This is a genomic window from Streptomyces sp. NPDC111516, from assembly GCF_055635345.1.
Map to the genome: position 1 here is coordinate 159605 of NZ_JBVKBV010000001.1, position 19168 is coordinate 178772.

Annotated in this window: 14 protein-coding genes and 4 pseudogenes; 6 read left to right on the forward strand and 12 right to left on the reverse strand. The window is 68.8% G+C overall.

Annotated features, from left to right (window positions below; all coding sequences use genetic code 11):
* Positions 1-340 precede the first annotated feature (340 nt).
* Positions 341-3400 (reverse strand): excinuclease ABC subunit UvrA, encoded by a 3060-nt coding sequence (gene uvrA / locus ACZ7L9_RS00775; protein WP_471411261.1) that lies wholly within the window; start codon positions 3398-3400, stop codon positions 341-343.
* Positions 3401-3575: 175 nt separating this feature from the next.
* Between uvrA and ACZ7L9_RS00780 the strand changes: the two genes are divergently transcribed.
* Together ACZ7L9_RS00780 and ACZ7L9_RS00785 are read left to right on the forward strand one after the other, a co-directional pair.
* On the forward strand, positions 3576-4265 hold the full coding sequence (locus tag ACZ7L9_RS00780) for a maleylpyruvate isomerase family mycothiol-dependent enzyme (protein WP_471411263.1): 690 nt from the start codon (positions 3576-3578) through the stop codon (positions 4263-4265).
* A 10-nt stretch (positions 4266-4275) separates the two neighbouring features.
* Positions 4276-4929 carry an MBL fold metallo-hydrolase gene (locus tag ACZ7L9_RS00785; protein WP_471411265.1) on the forward strand — a complete coding sequence of 218 codons (654 nt, stop codon included), beginning with the start codon at positions 4276-4278 and terminating at the stop codon, positions 4927-4929.
* Between the two features lie 156 nt (positions 4930-5085).
* On the opposite strand, the pseudogene ACZ7L9_RS00790 reads toward ACZ7L9_RS00785, so the two are convergent.
* The 5 genes and pseudogenes from ACZ7L9_RS00790 to ACZ7L9_RS00810 all read right to left on the reverse strand — a co-directional run.
* Positions 5086-5468: pseudogene (locus ACZ7L9_RS00790) on the reverse strand (IS5 family transposase); the annotation flags it as partial.
* A gap of 4 nt (positions 5469-5472) precedes the next feature.
* Positions 5473-6792 (reverse strand): DUF1254 domain-containing protein, encoded by a 1320-nt coding sequence (locus ACZ7L9_RS00795; protein ID WP_471411267.1) that lies wholly within the window; start codon positions 6790-6792, stop codon positions 5473-5475.
* Positions 6793-6804: 12 nt separating this feature from the next.
* A complete protein-coding gene (locus tag ACZ7L9_RS00800) occupies positions 6805-7209 on the reverse strand; it encodes a helix-turn-helix domain-containing protein (protein ID WP_471412717.1) in 405 nt (134 codons plus the stop codon).
* Positions 7210-7444: 235 nt separating this feature from the next.
* Positions 7445-8224, reverse strand: a pseudogene (locus ACZ7L9_RS00805) (helix-turn-helix domain-containing protein); the annotation flags it as partial.
* A 52-nt stretch (positions 8225-8276) separates the two neighbouring features.
* Positions 8277-8642: a hypothetical protein gene (locus ACZ7L9_RS00810; protein WP_471411269.1), complete on the reverse strand. Its 366-nt coding sequence runs from the start codon at positions 8640-8642 to the stop codon at positions 8277-8279.
* Between the two features lie 134 nt (positions 8643-8776).
* Here ACZ7L9_RS00810 and ACZ7L9_RS00815 point away from each other — a divergent pair.
* A pseudogene (locus ACZ7L9_RS00815) lies at positions 8777-8933 on the forward strand (NF041680 family putative transposase); the annotation flags it as partial.
* An 823-nt stretch (positions 8934-9756) separates the two neighbouring features.
* Here ACZ7L9_RS00815 and ACZ7L9_RS00820 read toward each other — a convergent pair.
* Complete coding sequence (locus ACZ7L9_RS00820) at positions 9757-9945, reverse strand: hypothetical protein (protein ID WP_471411271.1); 189 nt, start codon at positions 9943-9945, stop codon at positions 9757-9759.
* Here ACZ7L9_RS00820 and ACZ7L9_RS00825 point away from each other — a divergent pair.
* Positions 9920-10057 (forward strand): annotated as a pseudogene (locus ACZ7L9_RS00825) (MBL fold metallo-hydrolase); the annotation flags it as partial. The gene ACZ7L9_RS00820 and the pseudogene ACZ7L9_RS00825 overlap by 26 nt on opposite strands.
* 121 nt (positions 10058-10178) lie before the next feature.
* Here the strand turns inward: ACZ7L9_RS00825 and ACZ7L9_RS00830 are convergent.
* The 5 genes from ACZ7L9_RS00830 to ACZ7L9_RS00850 all read right to left on the reverse strand — a co-directional run bounded on the left by ACZ7L9_RS00830 (position 10179) and on the right by ACZ7L9_RS00850 (position 17396).
* Positions 10179-11183 carry a TerC family protein gene (locus ACZ7L9_RS00830; protein WP_471411273.1) on the reverse strand — a complete coding sequence of 335 codons (1005 nt, stop codon included), beginning with the start codon at positions 11181-11183 and terminating at the stop codon, positions 10179-10181.
* A 266-nt stretch (positions 11184-11449) separates the two neighbouring features.
* Positions 11450-13408, reverse strand: a complete 1959-nt coding sequence (locus ACZ7L9_RS00835; RefSeq protein WP_471411275.1) for a TerD family protein — start codon at positions 13406-13408, stop codon at positions 11450-11452.
* 178 nt (positions 13409-13586) lie between these two features.
* Complete coding sequence (locus ACZ7L9_RS00840; protein ID WP_471411277.1) at positions 13587-14165, reverse strand: TerD family protein; 579 nt, start codon at positions 14163-14165, stop codon at positions 13587-13589.
* Positions 14166-14297: 132 nt separating this feature from the next.
* Positions 14298-16433, reverse strand: coding sequence for an excinuclease ABC subunit UvrB (gene uvrB / locus ACZ7L9_RS00845; RefSeq protein ID WP_471411279.1), 2136 nt, complete (start codon positions 16431-16433; stop codon positions 14298-14300).
* A gap of 63 nt (positions 16434-16496) precedes the next feature.
* A complete protein-coding gene (locus ACZ7L9_RS00850) occupies positions 16497-17396 on the reverse strand; it encodes an MHYT domain-containing protein (protein WP_471411281.1) in 900 nt (299 codons plus the stop codon).
* 333 nt (positions 17397-17729) lie between these two features.
* Here ACZ7L9_RS00850 and ACZ7L9_RS00855 point away from each other — a divergent pair, with 333 nt between their 5' ends.
* Together ACZ7L9_RS00855 and ACZ7L9_RS00860 are read left to right on the forward strand one after the other, a co-directional pair.
* Positions 17730-18554: a glycerophosphodiester phosphodiesterase gene (locus ACZ7L9_RS00855; protein WP_471412719.1), complete on the forward strand. Its 825-nt coding sequence runs from the start codon at positions 17730-17732 to the stop codon at positions 18552-18554.
* Positions 18555-18612: 58 nt separating this feature from the next.
* Positions 18613-19155, forward strand: coding sequence for a methylated-DNA--[protein]-cysteine S-methyltransferase (locus ACZ7L9_RS00860; RefSeq protein WP_471411283.1), 543 nt, complete (start codon positions 18613-18615; stop codon positions 19153-19155).
* Positions 19156-19168 lie beyond the last annotated feature (13 nt).

The window sequence follows — 19168 nt, forward strand, 5'->3', positions numbered from 1 at the left end:
GGAGGGGCGGGGTACAGAGGAATACCGGGGGCAACTGAGGCACCATGCGGACCGGAGGTACCGCGGGTATCAGAGCCATCGGTGACAGAACCGACGATACCGGCGGAGATCGGGGGCCCGACGGCCGGGCTGCCAAAGGCCCGTTGTGCCTGGTCAGGGGGATGGTGGTCGGATCAGAGCGGGTGGGCGTTCCGGGGTGCGGGGAGCCTACGGATGGAGCGGCCGACGGGCGCCGGGAGCTTCGGTGAGGGGCGGGGCCCCTACCGGCCGAAGACTCCCCCGTACCGACACAGGTGGCGGCCCCGGGGCTCCGGGGGCCGCCACCTGAACGCGCGGGCAATCAGGCCTTGCGCGCGCGGGTCGCCTTCTTCGCCACAGGCTTCTTCGCCGCAGCCGTCCTGTCGGTCCTGGCCGTGGCCGACTTGGCGGCCTGGCCCGTGGTCGTCCTGGCCGTGGCCGTCGTCCTGGCCGGGGCCGACTTCGCGGCGACCACCTTCTTCGCCACCACCTTCCGCGCCGGCTTGCGGGCCGCCGGCACCGCGGCTTCGCTCACCCGGTCCGGGTCCAGGATGCCCTGGAGGAACTTGCCGGTGTGGCTGGCCGGCACCCCGGCGACCTGCTCCGGGGTTCCCTCGGCCACGACCAGACCGCCGCCGTTGCCCCCTTCGGGGCCCATGTCGATGACCCAGTCCGCGGTCTTGATCACATCGAGGTTGTGCTCGATGACGATCACCGAGTTGCCCTTGTCGACCAGCCCGGAGAGCACCTTGATGAGCTTGCTGATGTCCTCGAAGTGCAGACCCGTGGTCGGCTCGTCCAGGACGTAGACCGTGCGACCGGTGGAGCGCTTCTGCAGCTCGCTCGCGAGCTTCACACGCTGCGCCTCGCCGCCGGAGAGCGTCGGCGCGGACTGGCCGAGCCTGACGTATCCGAGGCCGACCTCATGGAGCGTGCGGAGGTGGCGGGCGATCGTCGGGACGGCCTCGAAGAACTCCAGCCCCTCCTCGATCGGCATGTCCAGCACCTCGGCGATGGACTTGCCCTTGTAGTGGACCTCCAGGGTCTCCCGGTTGTAGCGCGCTCCGTGGCAGACCTCGCACGGGACGTACACATCCGGCAGGAAGTTCATCTCGATCTTGATCGTGCCGTCGCCGGAGCAGTTCTCGCAGCGGCCGCCCTTGACGTTGAAGGAGAAACGACCCGGCAGATAGCCGCGCACCTTCGCCTCCATCGTCTCGGCGAACAGCTTGCGGACGTGATCGAAGACGCCGGTGTACGTGGCCGGGTTGGACCGGGGTGTGCGGCCGATGGGCGACTGGTCGACGTGCACCACCTTGTCGACCTCGTCGTCCCCGTCGACCCGGGTGTGGCGGCCGGGGACGGACTTGGCGCCGTTCAGCTCGCGCGCCAGATGGGTGTAGAGGATGTCGTTGACCAGCGTCGACTTTCCGGAGCCCGAGACACCGGTGACGGCCGTGAGCACGCCGAGCGGGAAGGAGACGTCGATGTCCTGGAGGTTGTTCTCCCGGGCGCCGTGCACCGTGAGCGTGCGCGACGGGTCGACGGGGCGCCGGATGTCCGGCATCACGATCGCCTTCTTGCCGGTCAGATAGTGACCGGTGATCGACTCGTCGTTGCCCAGCAGTTCCGCGAGCGATCCGGAGTGGACCACCTTGCCGCCGTGCTCGCCGGCACCGGGGCCGATGTCGACGACCCAGTCGGCGACCTTGATGGTGTCCTCGTCGTGCTCGACGACAATGAGGGTGTTGCCCATGTCGCGGAGCCGGACCAGGGTCTCGATCAGCCGGTGGTTGTCCCGTTGGTGCAGGCCGATGGACGGCTCGTCCAGCACGTACAGCACACCGACCAGACCGGAACCGATCTGGGTGGCCAGCCGGATGCGCTGGGCCTCGCCGCCGGACAGGGTGCCTGCCGCACGGTTGAGCGAGAGGTAGTCGAGGCCGACGTCGACCAGGAACCTAAGCCGCTCGTTGACCTCCTTCAGTACCCGCTCGGCGATCTTCTTGTCGCGGGCGTTCAGCTTCATCCGGCCGAGGAACTCGGCGCACTCGCTGATCGACATCGCGGAGACCTCGGCGATGGACTTCTCCATCACCGTGACCGCGAGGACGATCGGCTTGAGCCTGGTGCCCTCACAGGTCGGGCAGGGCACCTCGCGCATATATCCCTCGAAGCGCTCCCGGCTGGAGTCGCTCTCGGCCTCGGAGTGGCGCCGCTTGACGAACTGCACCGCCCCCTCGAAGGCGGGGGTGGTGTAGGCGCGCTCGCGCCCGTACCGGTTGCGGTAACGGACCTCGGTCTGGATCTTGTGGCCGAAGAGCAGGGCCTTCTTGGCGCGCTGCGGCAGTCCGGCCCACGGGATGTCCGTACGGAATCCGAGGGCCTCGGCGAGGGCGCCGATCAGCCGGCCGAAGTACTCCTTGGTGTGGCCGTGCGACCAGGGGTGGATCGCGCCCGCGTCGAGCGACCTGTCCTCGTCGGGGACGATCAGCTCCGGGTCGACCTCCATGCGCGTACCGATGCCCGTGCAGTCGGGGCAGGCGCCGAAGGGCGAGTTGAAGGAGAAGGAGCGCGGCTCCAGCTCCTCGAAGGAGAGGTCGTCGTACGGGCAGTAGAGGTGCTCGGAGTACATCCGCTCACGCTCGGGGTCGTCCTCGGGGAGGTCGACGAAGTCGAGCACGACCATGCCGCCGGAGAGCCCGAGCGCGGTCTCGACCGAATCGGTCAGTCGGCGCTTGGCGCTGTCCTTCACCGTGAGACGGTCGATGACCACCTCGATGGTGTGCTTCTCCTGCTTCTTCAGCTTGGGCGGCTCGGAGAGATGGATGGTCTCGCCGTCGACCCGGGCCCTGCTGTAGCCCTTGGTCTGCAGATCGGCGAAGAGGTCGACGAACTCGCCCTTGCGCTCGCGCACCAGCGGCGAGAGCACCTGGAAGCGGCTGCCCTCGGGCAGGCCGAGCACCTTGTCGACGATGGCCTGCGGCGACTGGCGCGAGATGGGACGGCCGCACTCGGGGCAGTGCGGCTTGCCGATCCGGGCGAAGAGCAGCCGCAGGTAGTCGTAGACCTCGGTGATGGTGCCGACCGTCGAGCGCGGGTTGCGCGAGGTCGACTTCTGGTCGATGGAGACGGCGGGCGAGAGACCCTCGATGAAATCGACGTCCGGCTTGTCCATCTGGCCGAGGAACTGGCGGGCGTACGAGGAGAGGGATTCCACATAGCGCCGCTGGCCCTCGGCGAAAATCGTGTCGAACGCGAGAGACGACTTGCCCGACCCGGAAAGCCCGGTGAAGACGATGAGGGAGTCGCGGGGGAGGTCGAGCGAGACGTTCTTGAGGTTGTGCTCGCGAGCGCCACGGACGATGAGACGGTCGGCCACGCCGGTCCGCACCTTTCTGGAGAGAAATGGGGGAACTGAGCCGCTGTCCCAGGGTACGGGGGGCGCCACAGCGATGTACGAAGCTTTCGACTCCGAGCGTATAGCACGCACATTCGATTTACGGACGACTGCCGCCTCCTTCACCCGATTGAGTGGCGGGGCTAGGCTCGACATCATGATTGATCATGCACACGACCTGGACGCCGTACGTGAAGCGACTGATCGACTGCTCAGCGCCACCGAGAAATTGGACGATGCCGCGCTCGCCCAGCCGTCGCGATTGCCGGGCTGGAGCCGGGGCCATGTCGTTGCGCACCTCTCTCGTAACGCCGACGCGCTCGTAAATGTTCTCCAGGGCCGGCCCATGTACGCAGACAGCGAAACCCGCGACCGCGACATCGAGCGCGACGCACCCCGGCCGAAGGCCGAGCAGCTGGCCGACCTGGTCGGCAGCGCGGCCCGCTTCGTGGATGCCGCATCGGCCCCGGCGGACTGGTCCCGCACGGTGACGATGCGCAACGGCGTGACGGACTCGGCCTCCCGGATTCCCTTCCGCCGCCGCGTCGAGGTCGAGCTGCACCATGTCGACCTGGGCATCGGCTACGAGCTGGAGGATCTTCCCGAAGAATTCGTCGACCGGGAGATCGATTTCCTCGCCGAGCGGTTCGGGCAGCATCCGGAGGTCGTGTCCACGGGTGTGGCCGCCGACGACGGCCGGTTCTGGACCACGGGCGGCGGCGCGGAAGGTGCCCCGGTCATCGTCCGCGGCACCGCCCCCGAGCTGCTCGGCTGGCTCTGCGGACGCCGCGACGGGGCGGCGCTGACCGTCGAAGGCGGGCCCCTTCCCGCACTTCCCCCGCTATAGGCTGAGTCGTATGACGTACAGCGGAGCGGTCAAGGTCGGCGGACGTGCGGATGTACACGAGTTGACGGATCTGATGATCTCCAAGGTCGCCGTCGGCCCGATGAACAACAACGCCTATCTGCTGCGCTGCCGGGCCACCGGCGAGCAGCTCCTGATCGACGCCGCCAACGAGGCCGGGACCCTGCTGCGACTGATCGGTGACGACGGCATCGCCTCCGTCGTCACCACCCATCGGCACGGCGACCACTGGCAGGCGCTGGGCGAGGTGGTGGCGGCCACCGGCGCGCGTACGTTCGCCGGGAGGTACGACGCCGAGGGCATCCCGGTCCCGACCGATGTCCTGGTCGACGACAACGACACGATCCGGGTGGGCCGGGTCGGCCTGACCGCCCGTCATCTCGTCGGTCACACCCCGGGCTCCATCGCGCTCGTCTACGACGACCCGCACGGCGCTCCGCATCTGTTCACCGGGGACTGTCTCTTCCCGGGCGGTCCTGGCCGGACAACAACCCCTGAAGAGTTCAACTCGCTGATGGGCGACCTGAAGACCAAGGTGTTCGACGTCCTGCCGGACGAGACCTGGGTATATCCGGGCCACGGCAACGACACCACGTTGGGTGCGGAGCGGCCGAGCCTGGCCGAGTGGCGCGCCCGCGGCTGGTAGCCGCCCGCCCGCACACACCGGCCCCCGCACCGGCCGGACGCCAACACCTTTGCGCTGCCTGGACGGCGGAGGCCGCCACCGGGATGCTCCCGGTGGCGGCCTCGCGTGTGCTCTGGGCGGGGTCAGCTGATGCGGACCAGGCCACCGCCACCGCCGGGAGCGGCCCGGATCTTCCAGTTCGTCCCCGTCTGCGGCCCCCTTTTCCGGGCGCCGGTCGCATGCTGGTGGGCCCGGTTGACCATGGAATCGACCGAGACGGTCCACTCCACCCGGCCCACCGCGTCGTCACGGACCTGGACGTACTCCAGCAGCCTCGCTCAGGTCCCGTCCGCCCCCCAGCGGGCGAACCGCTCGTAGACCGTCTGCCACGGCCCGTACCGCTCGGACAGATCGCGCCACGGAGCCCCGGTCCGCAGCCGCCACAGCACCCCGTTGACCTGCCGGTGATCCCACCATGGACGGCCACGACCATCCACCCGCGGCAACAAGGGCTCTATCCGCTCCCACGCCGCGTCCGTCAACTCACCCCGACCTACCACGCGATCAATCATCAGACAGGCCGTAGCCCACTCGTCGGACCGCGGGCGGGGTCCAGCGGCCGTCGAGGGCTTCCGGCCGCGGCGCGTACAGGCGCAGGGTGAGGCCGAGCGGGCCGGCGGGCGAGGGCAGCCAGTTCGCCCGCCGCTCGGGGCCGGGGTCGCGGCGGGAGATCAGGATGTCGAGCGAGCCGTCCGGGTTGTAGCTGAGCGGATCGCGGTCGCCCAGGGCGAAGCGGTCGATCTCGTTGGCGACCTGGAACCCCTCGGCGTCGTACATCGTGACTGACCAGAACGCTTCGACGGGCGGCAGACCATCGGCGGAGAAGTGCAGCAGGTAGTCGTGCTCGCCGGTGACGGGGGCACCGTCCGCGTCGGCGGCGAGCACGGGGTAGATCGCGTCCTCCGGGGGATTGGCCCCCAGTCCGATCGCCGCGACGGCGGCCCGCTTGAAGTAGTTGTTGCCGTACACGCCCATGGTCTCGGCGGTGACCCGCCAGCCGTTGACGGCGGTGCCGATGGTGGCGGGGGATGCCATGATCGCCTCGCGGGCGGCCCGCGCCCCCGCCTCCAGTGCGGCCACGTCCGCGTCGGAGAACCCGGCGGGGTCGAAGTCCCGCCCCGGGACGATGCCCAGGTGCGCGATACGCGCCAGCACGGCGAAGTCCGTGGCGTGCGGCGGGTTGACGGCCAGCGCCCGGGCCGCCCGGGCGAAGAACTCGACCGCGCTGAACCCGTTGACGGTGGCCAGCGGATCGCTCGCGACGTCAGCCGTCGGATCGACCGGGTGCTCGACCGGGTCGAGGGCCGCCAGCGTGAGACCGTCCTGGATGCGCCGGACCTTGTCGTAGTCGTCCGGCCCGTTCGTCTGGATCCGCCCGATGATCCACACGTACGGGGTCGGGGCGCGCAGGACGTTCGCCCCGGCCGGCAGCTCGCCCTGGTGACCGGGCCCGGTCACCAGGTAGTCCTGGTCGCCGGAGCCGGTGGTGCGCGGACCGAGGGTGGCGAACACGTCGGTCCACATGTCCAGCAGCGGAACCATGAAGTACCGGCCCGCGGTGTCCGAGACGTGCAGCGCCACCGGACCGGCCGTCAGATCCAGCCACGCGGACGAGTACAGGGTGTCGAAGTTCGGCCGAACCACCGAGCGGAACTCCGCCGACGGGAACTCCCGCAGGTGGTGGAACTCGTTCGGCGGCCCGAAGACCGGTTTGATCCCGGCGGGCACGGACACCGCCTGCCGTCGGGTGACATCCATCGTCACCAGCGGGTACAGGTACACGTACGCCTCGTGGGCCAACGTCTGCAGGTCGTCCGACATCATGCTCGTGCTCCCTCACATCCGGACCGGGGGCGGCAAAAAGCCTCTCGACGGACACTTCCGGCCCCCGGCGCCACCGGCAAGGCCGAACGGCCGAACGGGTGAACGGGTGAACGGGTGAACGGGTGAACGGATAGTGTCGCGGTTATGGCGACAGGACCCATGGGCCTCGCGGCCCCATCTCCCGAGCCGTCGCGGACGACATCCGCCGGCCAGCGTTCGCGTCGACCAGTGCGAGAGCCCGGAATCCGCTGGCGGGGACATCCTCGTCAAGGCGATCACCCGGGCCCGCGTCCGGGGCGGGACCTGGGTTCGCGGCCCGCCCCGGCGTTTGTCCTCCAGCCCGGCAATACCCTGCTCGGTATAGCGGGACTTGCAGCGGTCCACCGTCAGCGGCGCCACACCGGCGAGCGCGGCGATGTCCTTTCGGCGTCACCCTTCGGCCGACCACAACACGATCCGCGCGCGAAGCGCCACGACAGCCGGCAGATCCCGGGAACCCGCCAACACCCGCAGCTCAGCCATCTGTTCAGACGAGAGATCCATACAAGACTCAACGATCACAGACACCCCAGGTTCCACAAACAGGATCACGAGACACTAGGGCATACAGGGCAATACGCCTAGATCAAATGCCCTCTAAGCAGCAACCTCTTTTGGCCAGGTCGTAGGCGGCGAACAGGTGGCGTACTCCGCCGTAGCGGTTGTAGGTCGCGCGCCGCCGGCGGTGTGGTTCACGGTCGGGGTCCTTGTGTATGCCGCCGCGTTCGGCCCACTGCCGCCCGGGATGGGGCATCAGGTTGAGCGGTCCGAACTCGTCAATGCACAGGACGACTTCGAGCTCGCTGTCCTCGGGTATGACCTCACCATCGGCGATGGCGTAGAGGTGCTCGACCCTCGCCTTTTTGACCGCGTAGTCGGGGTCGCGGGAGGTCTTCCAGGTCTTCACGCGTTGAAAGGAGACGCCTTCCTCGCGGAGCAGGATGCGCAGGCCCTCGTGGCTGATGTCGTCGACCACCCCCTCGGCGACCAGGAAGTCCGCCAACTTGGACAGGCTCCACGTCGAAAACGGCAGGTCATGCTCGGTCGGCTTCGACCTGGCGATCTTCTTGATCTCGCGCCACTCGGGCAGCGTGAACGTCTTGGGGCGGCCGCCCTTGTACTTCGGATACAGCGACTCGAAGCCGTCGGCGTTGAAGTTGTGGATCACATCCCGGACCCGGTCATCGCTGGTGAACGACACCTCGGCGATCTTCGCCACCGCCATGCCCTGGGCGGACAGCAACACCATCTGGGCCCGCCGCCAGGTCACCACCGATCCGGTGCCCCTGCGGATGATCCGCAGTAGTCGTCTGCCCTCGTCATCGTCGATCTCGCGTACATGTACTCGTTCCGCCGCCCAGCCAGGGTGACGGCCACGCGCCGCCCGGCACAACACCCGGACGGTGCGTCACATCAAAACGGGGCAAACGTTGTCTGCTACGGCACTAGCGGGTCAGCGTCTCGAAGCCGACATCTTCGCAGTACTGCACGACGCGCCCCTCCGCCTCGGAGTCACTGTTGTTCATCGCTGCCACCGTCGCCTCCGCCAAGGTGCGGCCTCCGCCAACGGTCTCATCCCGGAGCGGTCGCATCGCGAGGAAGGCGTCCTGAGCGACGGCCCCGACCTCGTCGTACCCTGACGACTCCGGCGTGTCCGTGCCCGCCGCGTTCCGCGCCTTCTGCCACGTCCCCAGCTGCGTGCAGTAGTTCTCCCGCTGCGCGGTCAGCCGCTGCTCGTCCTTGCCCTCGGACGAGGAACACCCGGCCGTCACCGCCACCAGGGCGAGGACCGGGACTACCGCCTTAAGCACGCGCACCACGTTGCCCCCGACTGAAACTGCGTCCGCTCGTACCTGTCACCTGCAACTCCCGCAGCAGGATACCCGCGTGGGACCCCTTGGCCGCCGCAGCGGTCGCTGACTCAGCGGCGCAGCGCCCGGCCGTCACCGTCACCCGCCTCTATGGGAAGGCCACCGCGCAGGCGTGGGACCGGCTGCATCCCCGGCTGACCACTCCCCATCATCGAGGGCACCGTCATCTGGCTGATCGTGGAGAAGCTGCCCAGCGGCGGGGTGAACAAGCCGCTCTGGCTGTGCATGTCTCATCGGAGAGTTGCCGCACGGAAACTCGCGGGGCCCCGTGTGGGACGTGGAAGGCGTAACAGCCTTCCACTGCGGTCTCGTTCACGAGAACGTTATTGGTGGTCCGAGACCGAGCATTTCGGCGTACGGGAGAGGGCAGGGCTTGAACGCGTCCTCGCGTGTGAGCTTCCGCCCCCTGTATTCGATGCGTTCCACGAGGGCGAGCACCCATGGGGGGTAGGGCTCGGTTCCGTCCGCCGGCGGGGCGGGCGGGGCGTCGTCAGGCATGGCGTGGTCCCCCTTTTCGTGGTGGTGGTCTGGGCGTCCGGCTGATGACGCGGGGTCTCTGGAAGGTTACCTGTGGTACAGGAAGATCCCGTGGTCAAACCCTCGCCGCAGGGCGGGAGTTGACCGGAAGCGGCCGACGAGGCACCACGCCTTTGCAGTCGCCGCCGCAGGCGTCCTCTTTGATCACCAGCCCCGAACGACCTATGTCCGCCTGACGGCCTCGCAGGCATGGGTGGTGCGGGGCCAGAAGGGACGCGTACGGGGCCCCGTCGGTCCACGGAGCCCTCGCCCAGATTCAACCTCGTCATGCTCCTGCTCGACGCCTACCAGGACGGCACCCACCGGCCCCAGCTCAGCGCCCGCTACGGACTCGACCGCCGCATCGTCCGCATCGCGCTCCAGCACCAGCAACCACGCGAGCTCAAGCATCGCACGCCCGACCCCATCGTGCTTCTGGTGGCAATCGACCCCGTCGACTCAACAAACTGCACAACATGCTCACCGGGTGGTGTCAGCACCGTCCCCGTGATCACGGTCAAATTTCGGTGGCAAACCGTCAAACTTCCCTACGTTGTCTGCGGGACCGGGCGAGCCCTTCGTATGGTTGACCCACCCAGAGGTCGTCGTCGGCATCGGCCTGTGCGATCAGCGCGGTGAACACCCGCTCCCAGGTGCCGTCGATGGCCCACATCCGCAGCCGGTTGTAGACGCCTCGCCAGTTCCCGGGCGGGGTCGGCAACACCAAGCTTTTCGACCAGCCGCCCGACGAGACCTGGGTCTATCCGGGCCACGGTCACGACACCACGCTCGGCGACGAGCGTCCGCAGCTGCCGCAGTGGCGCGCCCGAGGCTGGTGACGGCGGCCGCGGGGGCACCCTCCACCCGTACGGGCACCGGCCGGGGCGGGCAACGGAGCAGTTGCGCGCCCCGGCCGGTGCTGGTTCCCACCCTCTCGGACGGCCGACGGGGACCGGCGGGTCAGGCGTCGACGCCGGCGCCCTCGTCCTTGGTCTTGTCCGCTTCCGCGGCGGCCTCGGCCCGCTCCTGCTTCTTGTTGGCCATGAGGCTGGTGATCGTGGTGATCACCAGCACGCCGCAGATGACGCCGAGGGAGACCGGGATGGATATCTCGGGGACGTGGACTCCGGACTCGTGCAGTGCGTGGAGCACCAGCTTCACGCCGATGAAGCCGAGGATGACCGAGAGGCCGTAGCTGAGGTGGACCAGCTTCTTCAGCAGGCCGCCGATCAGGAAGTACAGCTGCCGCAGCCCCATCAGGGCGAAGGCATTGGCCGTGAAGACGATGTACGGGTCCTGGGTCAGGCCGAAGATCGCTGGGATGGAATCCAGCGCGAACAGCACATCGGTGGTGCCGATGGCGAGCATGACGATCATCAGCGGCGTCAGGATGCGCTTGCCGTTGTTACGGATGAAGAGCTTGGTGCCGTGGTATCGGTCGGCGACCCCGAAGCGGCGCTCGATCGTCTTGAGGAGACGGTTCTCCTCGAACTCCTCCTCTTCCTCGTCGGCCCGCGCCTCCTGGATGAGCTTCCAGGCGGTGTAGATCAGGAACGCGCCGAAGATGTAGAAGACCCACGAGAAGTTGGCGATGACGGCGGCACCGGCGGCGATGAAGATCGCTCGCAGGACCAGCGCGATCAGCACGCCCACGAGCAGCACCCGTTGCTGGAGGTGGGAGGGGACCGAGAACTTCGCCATGATCAGGACGAAGACGAAGAGGTTGTCGACACTGAGCGACTTCTCGGTGATGAAACCGGCGAAGAACTCACCCGAAGCCTGACTCTCGCCGAAGACCAGCAGGCCGAGTCCGAAGAGCGCGGCCAGCGCGATCCAGACGATCGTCCAGATTCCGGCTTCCTTGGTCGTCACGTCATGGGGTTTGCGCCCGATGAAGAAGTCGACGGCAATAAGGGCTGACAGACCAAGAATGGTCAGCACCCAGAGGGTCCATGAAACGTCCACTGCGCCTCCGGCAGTTCGCTACGGCTACTGATCAGCGTCGTCGCTGCCGGAGGTCTCTTCCACCCGGGCGCACGGGCTGCGCACCACGGGCCGGCGCCCCGGGACCGGTCACAGTCCGTATTGACGGGAACGCCGCGTATGGGAGTACTCCCCTCCGCCCAAAAGACAGTACAGGAAATGCCAAGAGAAGGTAAAGCCAAGGGTAAAGATCTATCAAACAGGCTGGTCAGAGAGGGGTAAGGCTCGGTTGTCGGTGGCTCCGCCGCTCAGGCCCGCCGGGGGTGGCGGGCTGCGGCCACCCTGGCGAGTACCTGTTCGAGGACCCGGCTGCCGGGCGGCATCCTCAGTGGCTCGTACGTCCAGGCGTGGCCCACCCAGGGGTCGGCCAGGTGGTCGTCGGCGACCGGGGTGATCCGGAGCAGCGAGCGCCACAGCGGGTCGAGCACCGGTCCGTACGCACTGGCATCCTCCCGGTCCGCGACCATCAGCAGATGGACGCCGACCGAGGGGCCCTCGTCGGCGAGGTACCGAAGCTGGGTGACGGCCCGGTCGTCGAAACCGTGCGGGAAGTCGTTGACGATCAGCAATTGCTCGCCCGTGTCCAGGTCCGGTGGAAGCGAATCCGCGGCGCCGGCCCGTATCGCCATCTGCACCAGGTCGACGCGCCGGGTGAGCCGGGCGAGGACCGAGGTCACGCCCCCGGCTCCGGCGGCGGGCGGACCGGCGAGGGCCCCGGACTCGACCAGCGGCGCGAGCGCTCCGGCCGCCGAGCCCGCGGGGTCGATGACGTGGACGGAGAACTCGTCGGCCGGGTACACGGCCAGCAGTCGGGCCGCGTGCGCGACCGCGTTCTCCATGGCGAGGCGGCGCAGCCGGGCCGTATCCATCAACGCCGCGGCCTCGGACGCCGTACGGCCGCTGTCGACCCAGATGCCCCGCTCCAGCGGCAGCCGGACCAGCAGCGGGATACGCAGCTTCGGGCTCTCGGGCAGATGGAGCTCGCCGATGCGCAGCGCCATGGGGATCTCCATCGGAACGCGGTAGGCGTGCCAGACGGGGTTGTCCCACCCCGCGAACGCGGCGGGGAGCGCGGGTTCGACGACGGCGGACTCGGCGGCGAGCTGGGCGAGGTCGCGGTCGAGGGCCTCGCGGGCCCGGGCGGTCAGCTCGTCGCGCTTGGCCCGGGCCTGTGCGCGGGCCCGGTCACCGGCGCCGCCGATCCGGTTGCGCGGGTCGGACAGGGTCCGGTCCAGCTCCTGGTCCATGCGGGACTCGGCGAAGTCGACGGCGCTGCGGTACGCGGCGGTGGTGCGGGCCAGGTCCTCGAACATGCCCCAGATCTGGTTGTAGAGGCGCTCGTCCATCGACCAGCCGGTCGCGTCCCCGGCGACGGGCTGTGCGGGGCGGCCCGGCTCGGCGGACGGCGCGGTGGGAGGGGGCGGCGGGGGCGCGGCGGCCTGGCGGCGCGGGTGCGCGTAGTTGATGGGGCCACCCGTCGCGGCCGTGGCCGCGGACGGCGGGGCGGTGGGTTCGGTGAGCGCTTCGGGTGACTGGGCGGCCGTCGGTGGTACGACGGGTGGCCGGGGGCGGTCCGCGGGCGGTACCGGGCCCGTGCCGTGACCGCCCCGGTCCGTGTCCGGGGTGCGCGGCGAGGGCGGTGCGACCGAGCGGGCCGTCGCGCGGGTGACCGCGTCCTGGATCGTGTGGGCCAGCTCGGCCGCCCGGGGCAGGCCCTGGTCGGCGAGCATGGCGGCGAGGCCGGCCGCGTATCCCTGGCCGACCGCGCGGACCTTCCAGGCGCCCTGGCGGCGGTAGAGCTCCAGGGCGGTGACCGCGGACTCGGTGTCCAGGCCGGTGAGGGTGAAGGTGGCGATCTCGGTGCCGTCGAGCCCGGTGACGGCGACGTACGGTGCGGCGACCGCGCCGAACCGGACCGGGCAGCCGACGCCCATGGGCAGGGCCAGCAGCACGGTGACCCGGTGCACCGGGGCGGGCAGCGCATCGAGGTCCACCGCGAGCCGGTGGTCGGCGGCGGCTTGTCGGGACACTTCGAGCCCGGGCAATCGGGGTGATCCCGGGTGGGCGATCCACTCGGTGCCGCGCACCGTGCCGTTCTCGTCGCCGAGCGTGGCACCGGCCACGACGGGCGTACCGGCCGATACCCGGATCTCCAGACGGGTCTGGGGCAAGGTGTGGTTCTGCCCCCGGACCAGCTCGGCCGTCATTGCCCTGTCCCCTCGGTGAGTTACTGCTGCGTCATGCGGTGTCGCACGGTGCGGTGTCGCACGGTGCGGTGTCGCGCGATGTGGTGTCATGCGGGCCGGTCCCATGTGGTGCAGCTCCCGGCGGCCGATGCCTCCGGGAGCTGCACGTGCCGATGTGGACCGGCCGGTCAGGCCATGCCTACAGGTGCGGCAGGATCGCCGGCATCAGGTCCTGGAAGGTGCGGCCGTTGGCCGGGTTGCCGAGAGCGGTCATCTGCCATCCGTTCCCCGAACGGTGCACCTTCGCCATGATCTGGGCGGTGTACTGCCCGCCGCCGTCCAGCGTGTAGCGGGCGAGCTCCTGGCCATTGGTCTCGTCGACGATGCGGCAGAAGGCGTTCTGCACCTCCTGGAACGTCTGGCCGGTGAAGGAGTTCACCGTGAAGACGATCTGGTCGATGTGGACCGGCACCCGCTGCAGGTCCACGAGGATCGCCTCGTCGTCGCCGCCGTGACCGGCGCCGCCGACCAGGTTGTCCCCGGTGTGCTTGACCGAGCCGTCGTCACTGACGAGGTGTCGGAAGAAGACCACGTCGACCGGCTGCTTGTCGGCGAACAGCACCGCCGACGCGTCGAGGTCGATCTCCCGCGTACGCGAACCGAACAGACCACGGCGCGGCGCCGCCTGCCAGCCGAGCCCCATCCGTACCGCGGTCAGGGTCCCCCCGTCGCTCTTCTGCAGGCTGATGGCCTGACCCTTGGTCATATTGACCGTCACGCGCTGTCCCCTCTCCGCTTGCCCCGCATCCGTCCGTGCGCGGTTTCCCAGCACCCTACGCAGTCGCACCGAGGGAGCGGCTGCTCGGGGCGTTTTTGTGTCGGTCCTGCAACACACCCGATGCGACGGGAGTCAGGCAAAACCCGCCTCGCGCATCTGGCGCAACTCCTTCTTCAACTCACCGACCTCGTCGCGCAGTCGGGCCGCCACCTCGAACTGCAGGTCCGCGGCGGCCGCCCGCATCCGGTCGGTCATCTCCTCGATGATTCCGGCGAGTTCGGTCGCGGGCCGGTCGGTGACCACCGCGCCGTTGCCACCGGCCTTCTTGGCGCCGGCCGTCTTCGCGCCTGCCGTCTTGATGCCCAGCGTGGGAACGGGGGCCTTGGCACCCTTCGCCTGGCGGTAGCCGCTGCCGAGCAGCTGCTCGGTGTCGACCTCCTCGCGGGCGATCGTGGCGACGATGTCGTTGATCTTCTTGCGCAGCGGCTGCGGGTCGAGGCCGCGCTCGGTGTTGTAGGCGATCTGCTTCTCGCGGCGACGATTGGTCTCGTCGATGGCCTGCGCCATCGCCGGGGTGATCTTGTCCGCGTACATATGGACCTGCCCCGACACGTTACGGGCGGCGCGCCCGATGGTCTGGATCAGGGACGTCCCCGAGCGCAGGAAGCCCTGCTTGTCCGCGTCGAGGATGGCGACGAGCGACACCTCGGGCAGGTCGAGGCCCTCACGCAGGAGGTTGATGCCGACCAGTACGTCGTACTCACCGGAGCGCAGCTCGCGCAGCAGTTCGATGCGGCGCAGGGTGTCGACGTCGCTGTGCAGGTAGCGGACCTGGATTCCGAGCTCCAGGAAGTAGTCGGTGAGGTCCTCGGCCATCTTCTTGGTGAGGGTGGTGACCAGGACCCGCTCGTCCTTCTCGGCGCGCGTGCGGATCTCGTGCACCAGGTCGTCGATCTGCCCCTCGGTGGGCTTGACGACCACCTCCGGGTCGACGAGGCCGGTGGGACGGATGATCTGCTCCACGAAGCCGTCCCCCCTGGACAGCTCGTACTTCCCGGGTGTGGCGGAGAGATAGACGGTCTGGTTGATCCGGCCCAGGAACTCCTCCCACTTCAGCGGGCGGTTGTCGAGCGCGGAGGGGAGCCGGAAGCCGTGGTCCACGAGGGTCCGCTTGCGGGAGGCGTCGCCCTCGTACATCGCGCCGATCTGCGGGACGGTGACATGCGACTCGTCGAGGACGAGGAGGAAGTCCTCGGGAAAGTAGTCGAGGAGGGTGTTGGGGGCGGTGCCGGGTGAGCGGCCGTCGAAGTGCATCGAGTAGTTCTCCACGCCGGAGCAGGTGCCGATCTGCCGGAGCATCTCGATGTCGTACGTGGTGCGCATCCGCAGCCGCTGGGCCTCCAGCATCTTGCCCTGCTTCTCCAGCTCCGCGAGGCGCTGCTCCAGCTCCTGCTCGATGCCGTTGACCGCTTTCTCCATGCGCTCGGGGCCGGCGACGTAGTGGCTGGCGGGGAAGACGTGGAGGGACTGGTCCTCGCTGATGACCTCGCCGGTGAGCGGGTGGAGGGTGGAGAGTGCCTCGATCTCGTCACCGAACATCTCGATGCGGACGGCGAGCTCCTCGTAGACCGGGAAGATCTCAATGGTGTCGCCGCGGACCCGGAACGTGCCGCGGGTGAACGCGAGGTCGTTGCGGCTGTACTGGATCTCGACGAAGCGGCGCAGCAGTTGGTCGCGGTCGATCTCGTCACCGACCTTGAGCTGGACCATCCGGTCGATGTACTCCTGGGGCGTACCGAGGCCGTAGATGCAGGAGACGGAGGCGACCACGACGACATCGCGCCGGGTGAGCAGCGAATTCGTCGCGGAGTGGCGCAGCCGTTCGACCTCCTCGTTGATCGAGGAGTCCTTCTCGATGTAGGTGTCCGACTGCGGGACGTACGCCTCGGGCTGGTAGTAGTCGTAGTACGACACGAAGTATTCGACGGCGTTGTTGGGCAGCAGTTCGCGGAACTCGTTCGCCAGCTGGGCCGCGAGCGTTTTGTTCGGCGCCATCACGAGGGTGGGGCGCTGCAGCTTCTCGATCATCCAGGCGGTGGTCGCCGACTTGCCGGTGCCGGTCGCACCGAGCAGGACCACGTCCTTCTCGTCTGCGCGGATGCGTCGCTCCAGCTCGGCGATGGCCGCGGGCTGGTCACCGCTGGGCTGGTAGGGACTGACGACCTCGAAAGGCGCCACCGAACGTTCGATCTTCGAAACGGGCCGCATGCAACCACCGTACGACCCACCACTGACAACCGGGCCGGGTCGGCCGTGGTGCCGGGCCGAAGGTCACCATTCTCCTGGCGGCGCGGGATCGCGGGGCCGGGAGTCGAACGACGCCGGATCGGCACGTGTTCCGAACTTCGGGACCTGCCGGGCGACCTGCCGGGGGGCCGGGATTCCGGGGCGACGTCCGGCCCCGTTCAGAGCCTTGGGGTCGTCCCAGTCCGGGGTGCCCATCACCATCAGGGGGTCGAACATCACGACCACCGCGGCGAGGAGCAGGAAGCAGCCGGGACCGATCAGCAGCGGTACGAGGGGGGCGGTCTGCCCGTCGTCCGAACCGGCACCGGCGAGGGCGCCGGGATGCAGATGGACGCTGAGCGCGGCCATTCCGGTGTAGTGCATGCCGCTCACCGCGACGCCCATCACGACGCTGGCGCCGAGGCTGGGCAGGAAGCCGTGGATGGAGACGGCCGCCCAGAGCGCGGCCGTGGCGGCCACCACGGCGATGACTACGGAGAGGGTCACGGTGATCGTGTCGTACTCGAACTGCCCCGGAAGACGCATTCCGGCCATACCCAGGTAGTGCATGGTGGCCACGCCGAGCCCGGTGATCATGCCGCCCGTCACCAGCGCCATACGGGTGGCGCCCCGGTACCCGACGATGAAGATGCCGATGGCGACCATGCCGATCGCGACCGCGAGACTGGCGAAGGTGATCGGCTTGTCGTAGTCGATGGCCACCCCTTCGACGGAGAAACCCGTCATCGCGACGAAGTGCATCGTCCAGATGCCGGAGCCGATGGAGGTCGCGCCGAGGGCCAGCCAGCCGGCCTTGAAGGAACGCTCGGTGCGCAGCGAACGAGTCGTGCAGCGCAGCCCGAGGGCTGCGCCGAGGCAGGCCATGAGGAAGGCCGCGACGGGCGTCACCGCTCCGTAGCTGAAACCGTCGATGGTGCCCTGCATGCTCGTACGCCCTTCGCGGAAGCCCGGGTTCGAGGTGACCCTAAGGCGCGAGGCCCGGCAGACAAACAGAAGAGCTGCATTTTATCGACACGGAAATCGGTCCGTGACCCGGTCTCAGGAGCGGCGTTCACGTTGTGGCCGTCCTTCGCCTTCCCTCGTTGGGGGACGGCTGCCACTCTCGGCCCGTCCGTACCTCTGACGCGAGGAGTACACGTGTACGCACGTACCGCCACCGCCGCCGTCGCTGCTGCCGCCCTCATGGGTGCCGGCGCGCTCCTGCTGTCGACCACCGATACGCGGACCACGACCACGGTCACGGCCGGGCACACCGGCATGGTCACGGGCATCCGGACCGTGAGTGCCCGGACCGAGGACACGAAGCCGGACGCTCCGGTCGTCCTCGCCCACCGGGGCGCTTCGGCCTATGCGCCGGAGAACACCCTGGCGGCCGTCGACAAGGCCGACACCCTCGGCTTCGACTGGGTGGAGAACGATGTCCAGTTCACCAAGGACGGCGTACTGGTGGTCGTGCACGACACCGATCTGAAGCGGACCACCGACGTCGAGGAGGTCTTCCCGGACCGCGCGCCGTGGGCGGTCAAGGACTTCACGGCCGCCGAGATCGCCCGGCTGGACGCGGGCAGTTGGTTCGGTCCGCAGTTCGCCGGTACCCGGGTGCCCACCCTCGAGCAGTACCTGGACCGGATCGAGCACAACCACCAGAATCTGCTGCTGGAGATCAAGAGCCCGGAGATCTATCCGGGCATCGAGAAGGAGACCCTGCGGGTGCTGGGCCGGAAGGGGTGGCTCGACCGCAACCACGTCAAGCACCGGCTCGTCATCCAGAGCTTCGGCGCGGACAGTGTGAAGAAGGTGCACCAACAGCGTCCGGACGTCACGACCGGCTTCCTCGGCACGCCGGCAATGGCCGATCTGACCTCCTACACGGCGTTCACCGACCAGATCAATCCCTCGCACACGTCGATCTCCGCCGACTACGTGAACGCGGTGCATGCGCTGAAGGGCGCACACGGCAAGAAGCTCCGGGTCAACACCTGGACGGTCAACGACGCGGCGACCGCGGCGAAGGTGGCGGGCTTCGGCGTCGACGGGATCATCACCAACACCCCTGATGTGGTGCGCGAGGCCACGGGCTGACAGCTCGGCGCACCGCCTCCGCGGCCCGTTGTCAGTGATCGGCCGTACGGTGGTTTCCATGAACAGCAACGGGGTTGTCGAGTGGGCCGTCGTCGAGAGCGACATCGGCCCGCTGCTGCTGGCCGCGACCGACGCGGGGCTGGTGAGCGTGGACTTCCATGACCGTCCCGAGGTCAGGGAGAGGGCGGTCGGGCAGTTGCGGACGCGACTCGGTGCGGAGCCGGTGGAGAATCCCGGCTCCGCACGGCTCGCCGAGCCGATACGCCAGCTCGCGGAGTATTTCGCGGGATCGTTGCGGGAGTTCTCGCTCGACCTGGACTGGTCGCTGACATCCGGCTTCAATCGCCAGGTGCTCCGCGAGCTGGCGGCGGGGGTGCCTTACGGGGCGGTCGCCGGGTACGGGGATCTGGCCGAGCGCGTGGGGCAGCCGGGGGCCGCGCAGGCGGTCGGGGCGGCCATGGGCTCCAATCCGCTGCCGGTGGTGGTGCCGTGCCACCGAGTGGTGGAGAGCGACGGCGGACTCGGCGGGTTCGGCGGGGGCCTCGAAACCAAACGGAAGCTGCTGGCTCTGGAGGGTGTGCTGCCACAGCCGCTGTTCTGATTCGGGTTGCGGG

What these genes read in the sequence shown, in the direction of transcription:
- uvrB (WP_471411279.1), bottom strand. Translation starts at nt 16,433, where the DNA reads ATGCGGCCCGTTTCGAAGATCGAACGTTCGGTGGCGCCTTTCGAGGTC.
- ACZ7L9_RS00855 (WP_471412719.1), top strand. Translation starts at nt 17,730, where the DNA reads ATGGTCACGGGCATCCGGACCGTGAGTGCCCGGACCGAGGACACGAAG.
- ACZ7L9_RS00835 (WP_471411275.1), bottom strand. Translation starts at nt 13,408, where the DNA reads ATGACGGCCGAGCTGGTCCGGGGGCAGAACCACACCTTGCCCCAGACC.
- ACZ7L9_RS00785 (WP_471411265.1), top strand. Translation starts at nt 4,276, where the DNA reads ATGACGTACAGCGGAGCGGTCAAGGTCGGCGGACGTGCGGATGTACAC.
- ACZ7L9_RS00780 (WP_471411263.1), top strand. Translation starts at nt 3,576, where the DNA reads ATGATTGATCATGCACACGACCTGGACGCCGTACGTGAAGCGACTGAT.
- ACZ7L9_RS00860 (WP_471411283.1), top strand. Translation starts at nt 18,613, where the DNA reads ATGAACAGCAACGGGGTTGTCGAGTGGGCCGTCGTCGAGAGCGACATC.
- ACZ7L9_RS00795 (WP_471411267.1), bottom strand. Translation starts at nt 6,792, where the DNA reads ATGATGTCGGACGACCTGCAGACGTTGGCCCACGAGGCGTACGTGTAC.
- ACZ7L9_RS00850 (WP_471411281.1), bottom strand. Translation starts at nt 17,396, where the DNA reads ATGCAGGGCACCATCGACGGTTTCAGCTACGGAGCGGTGACGCCCGTC.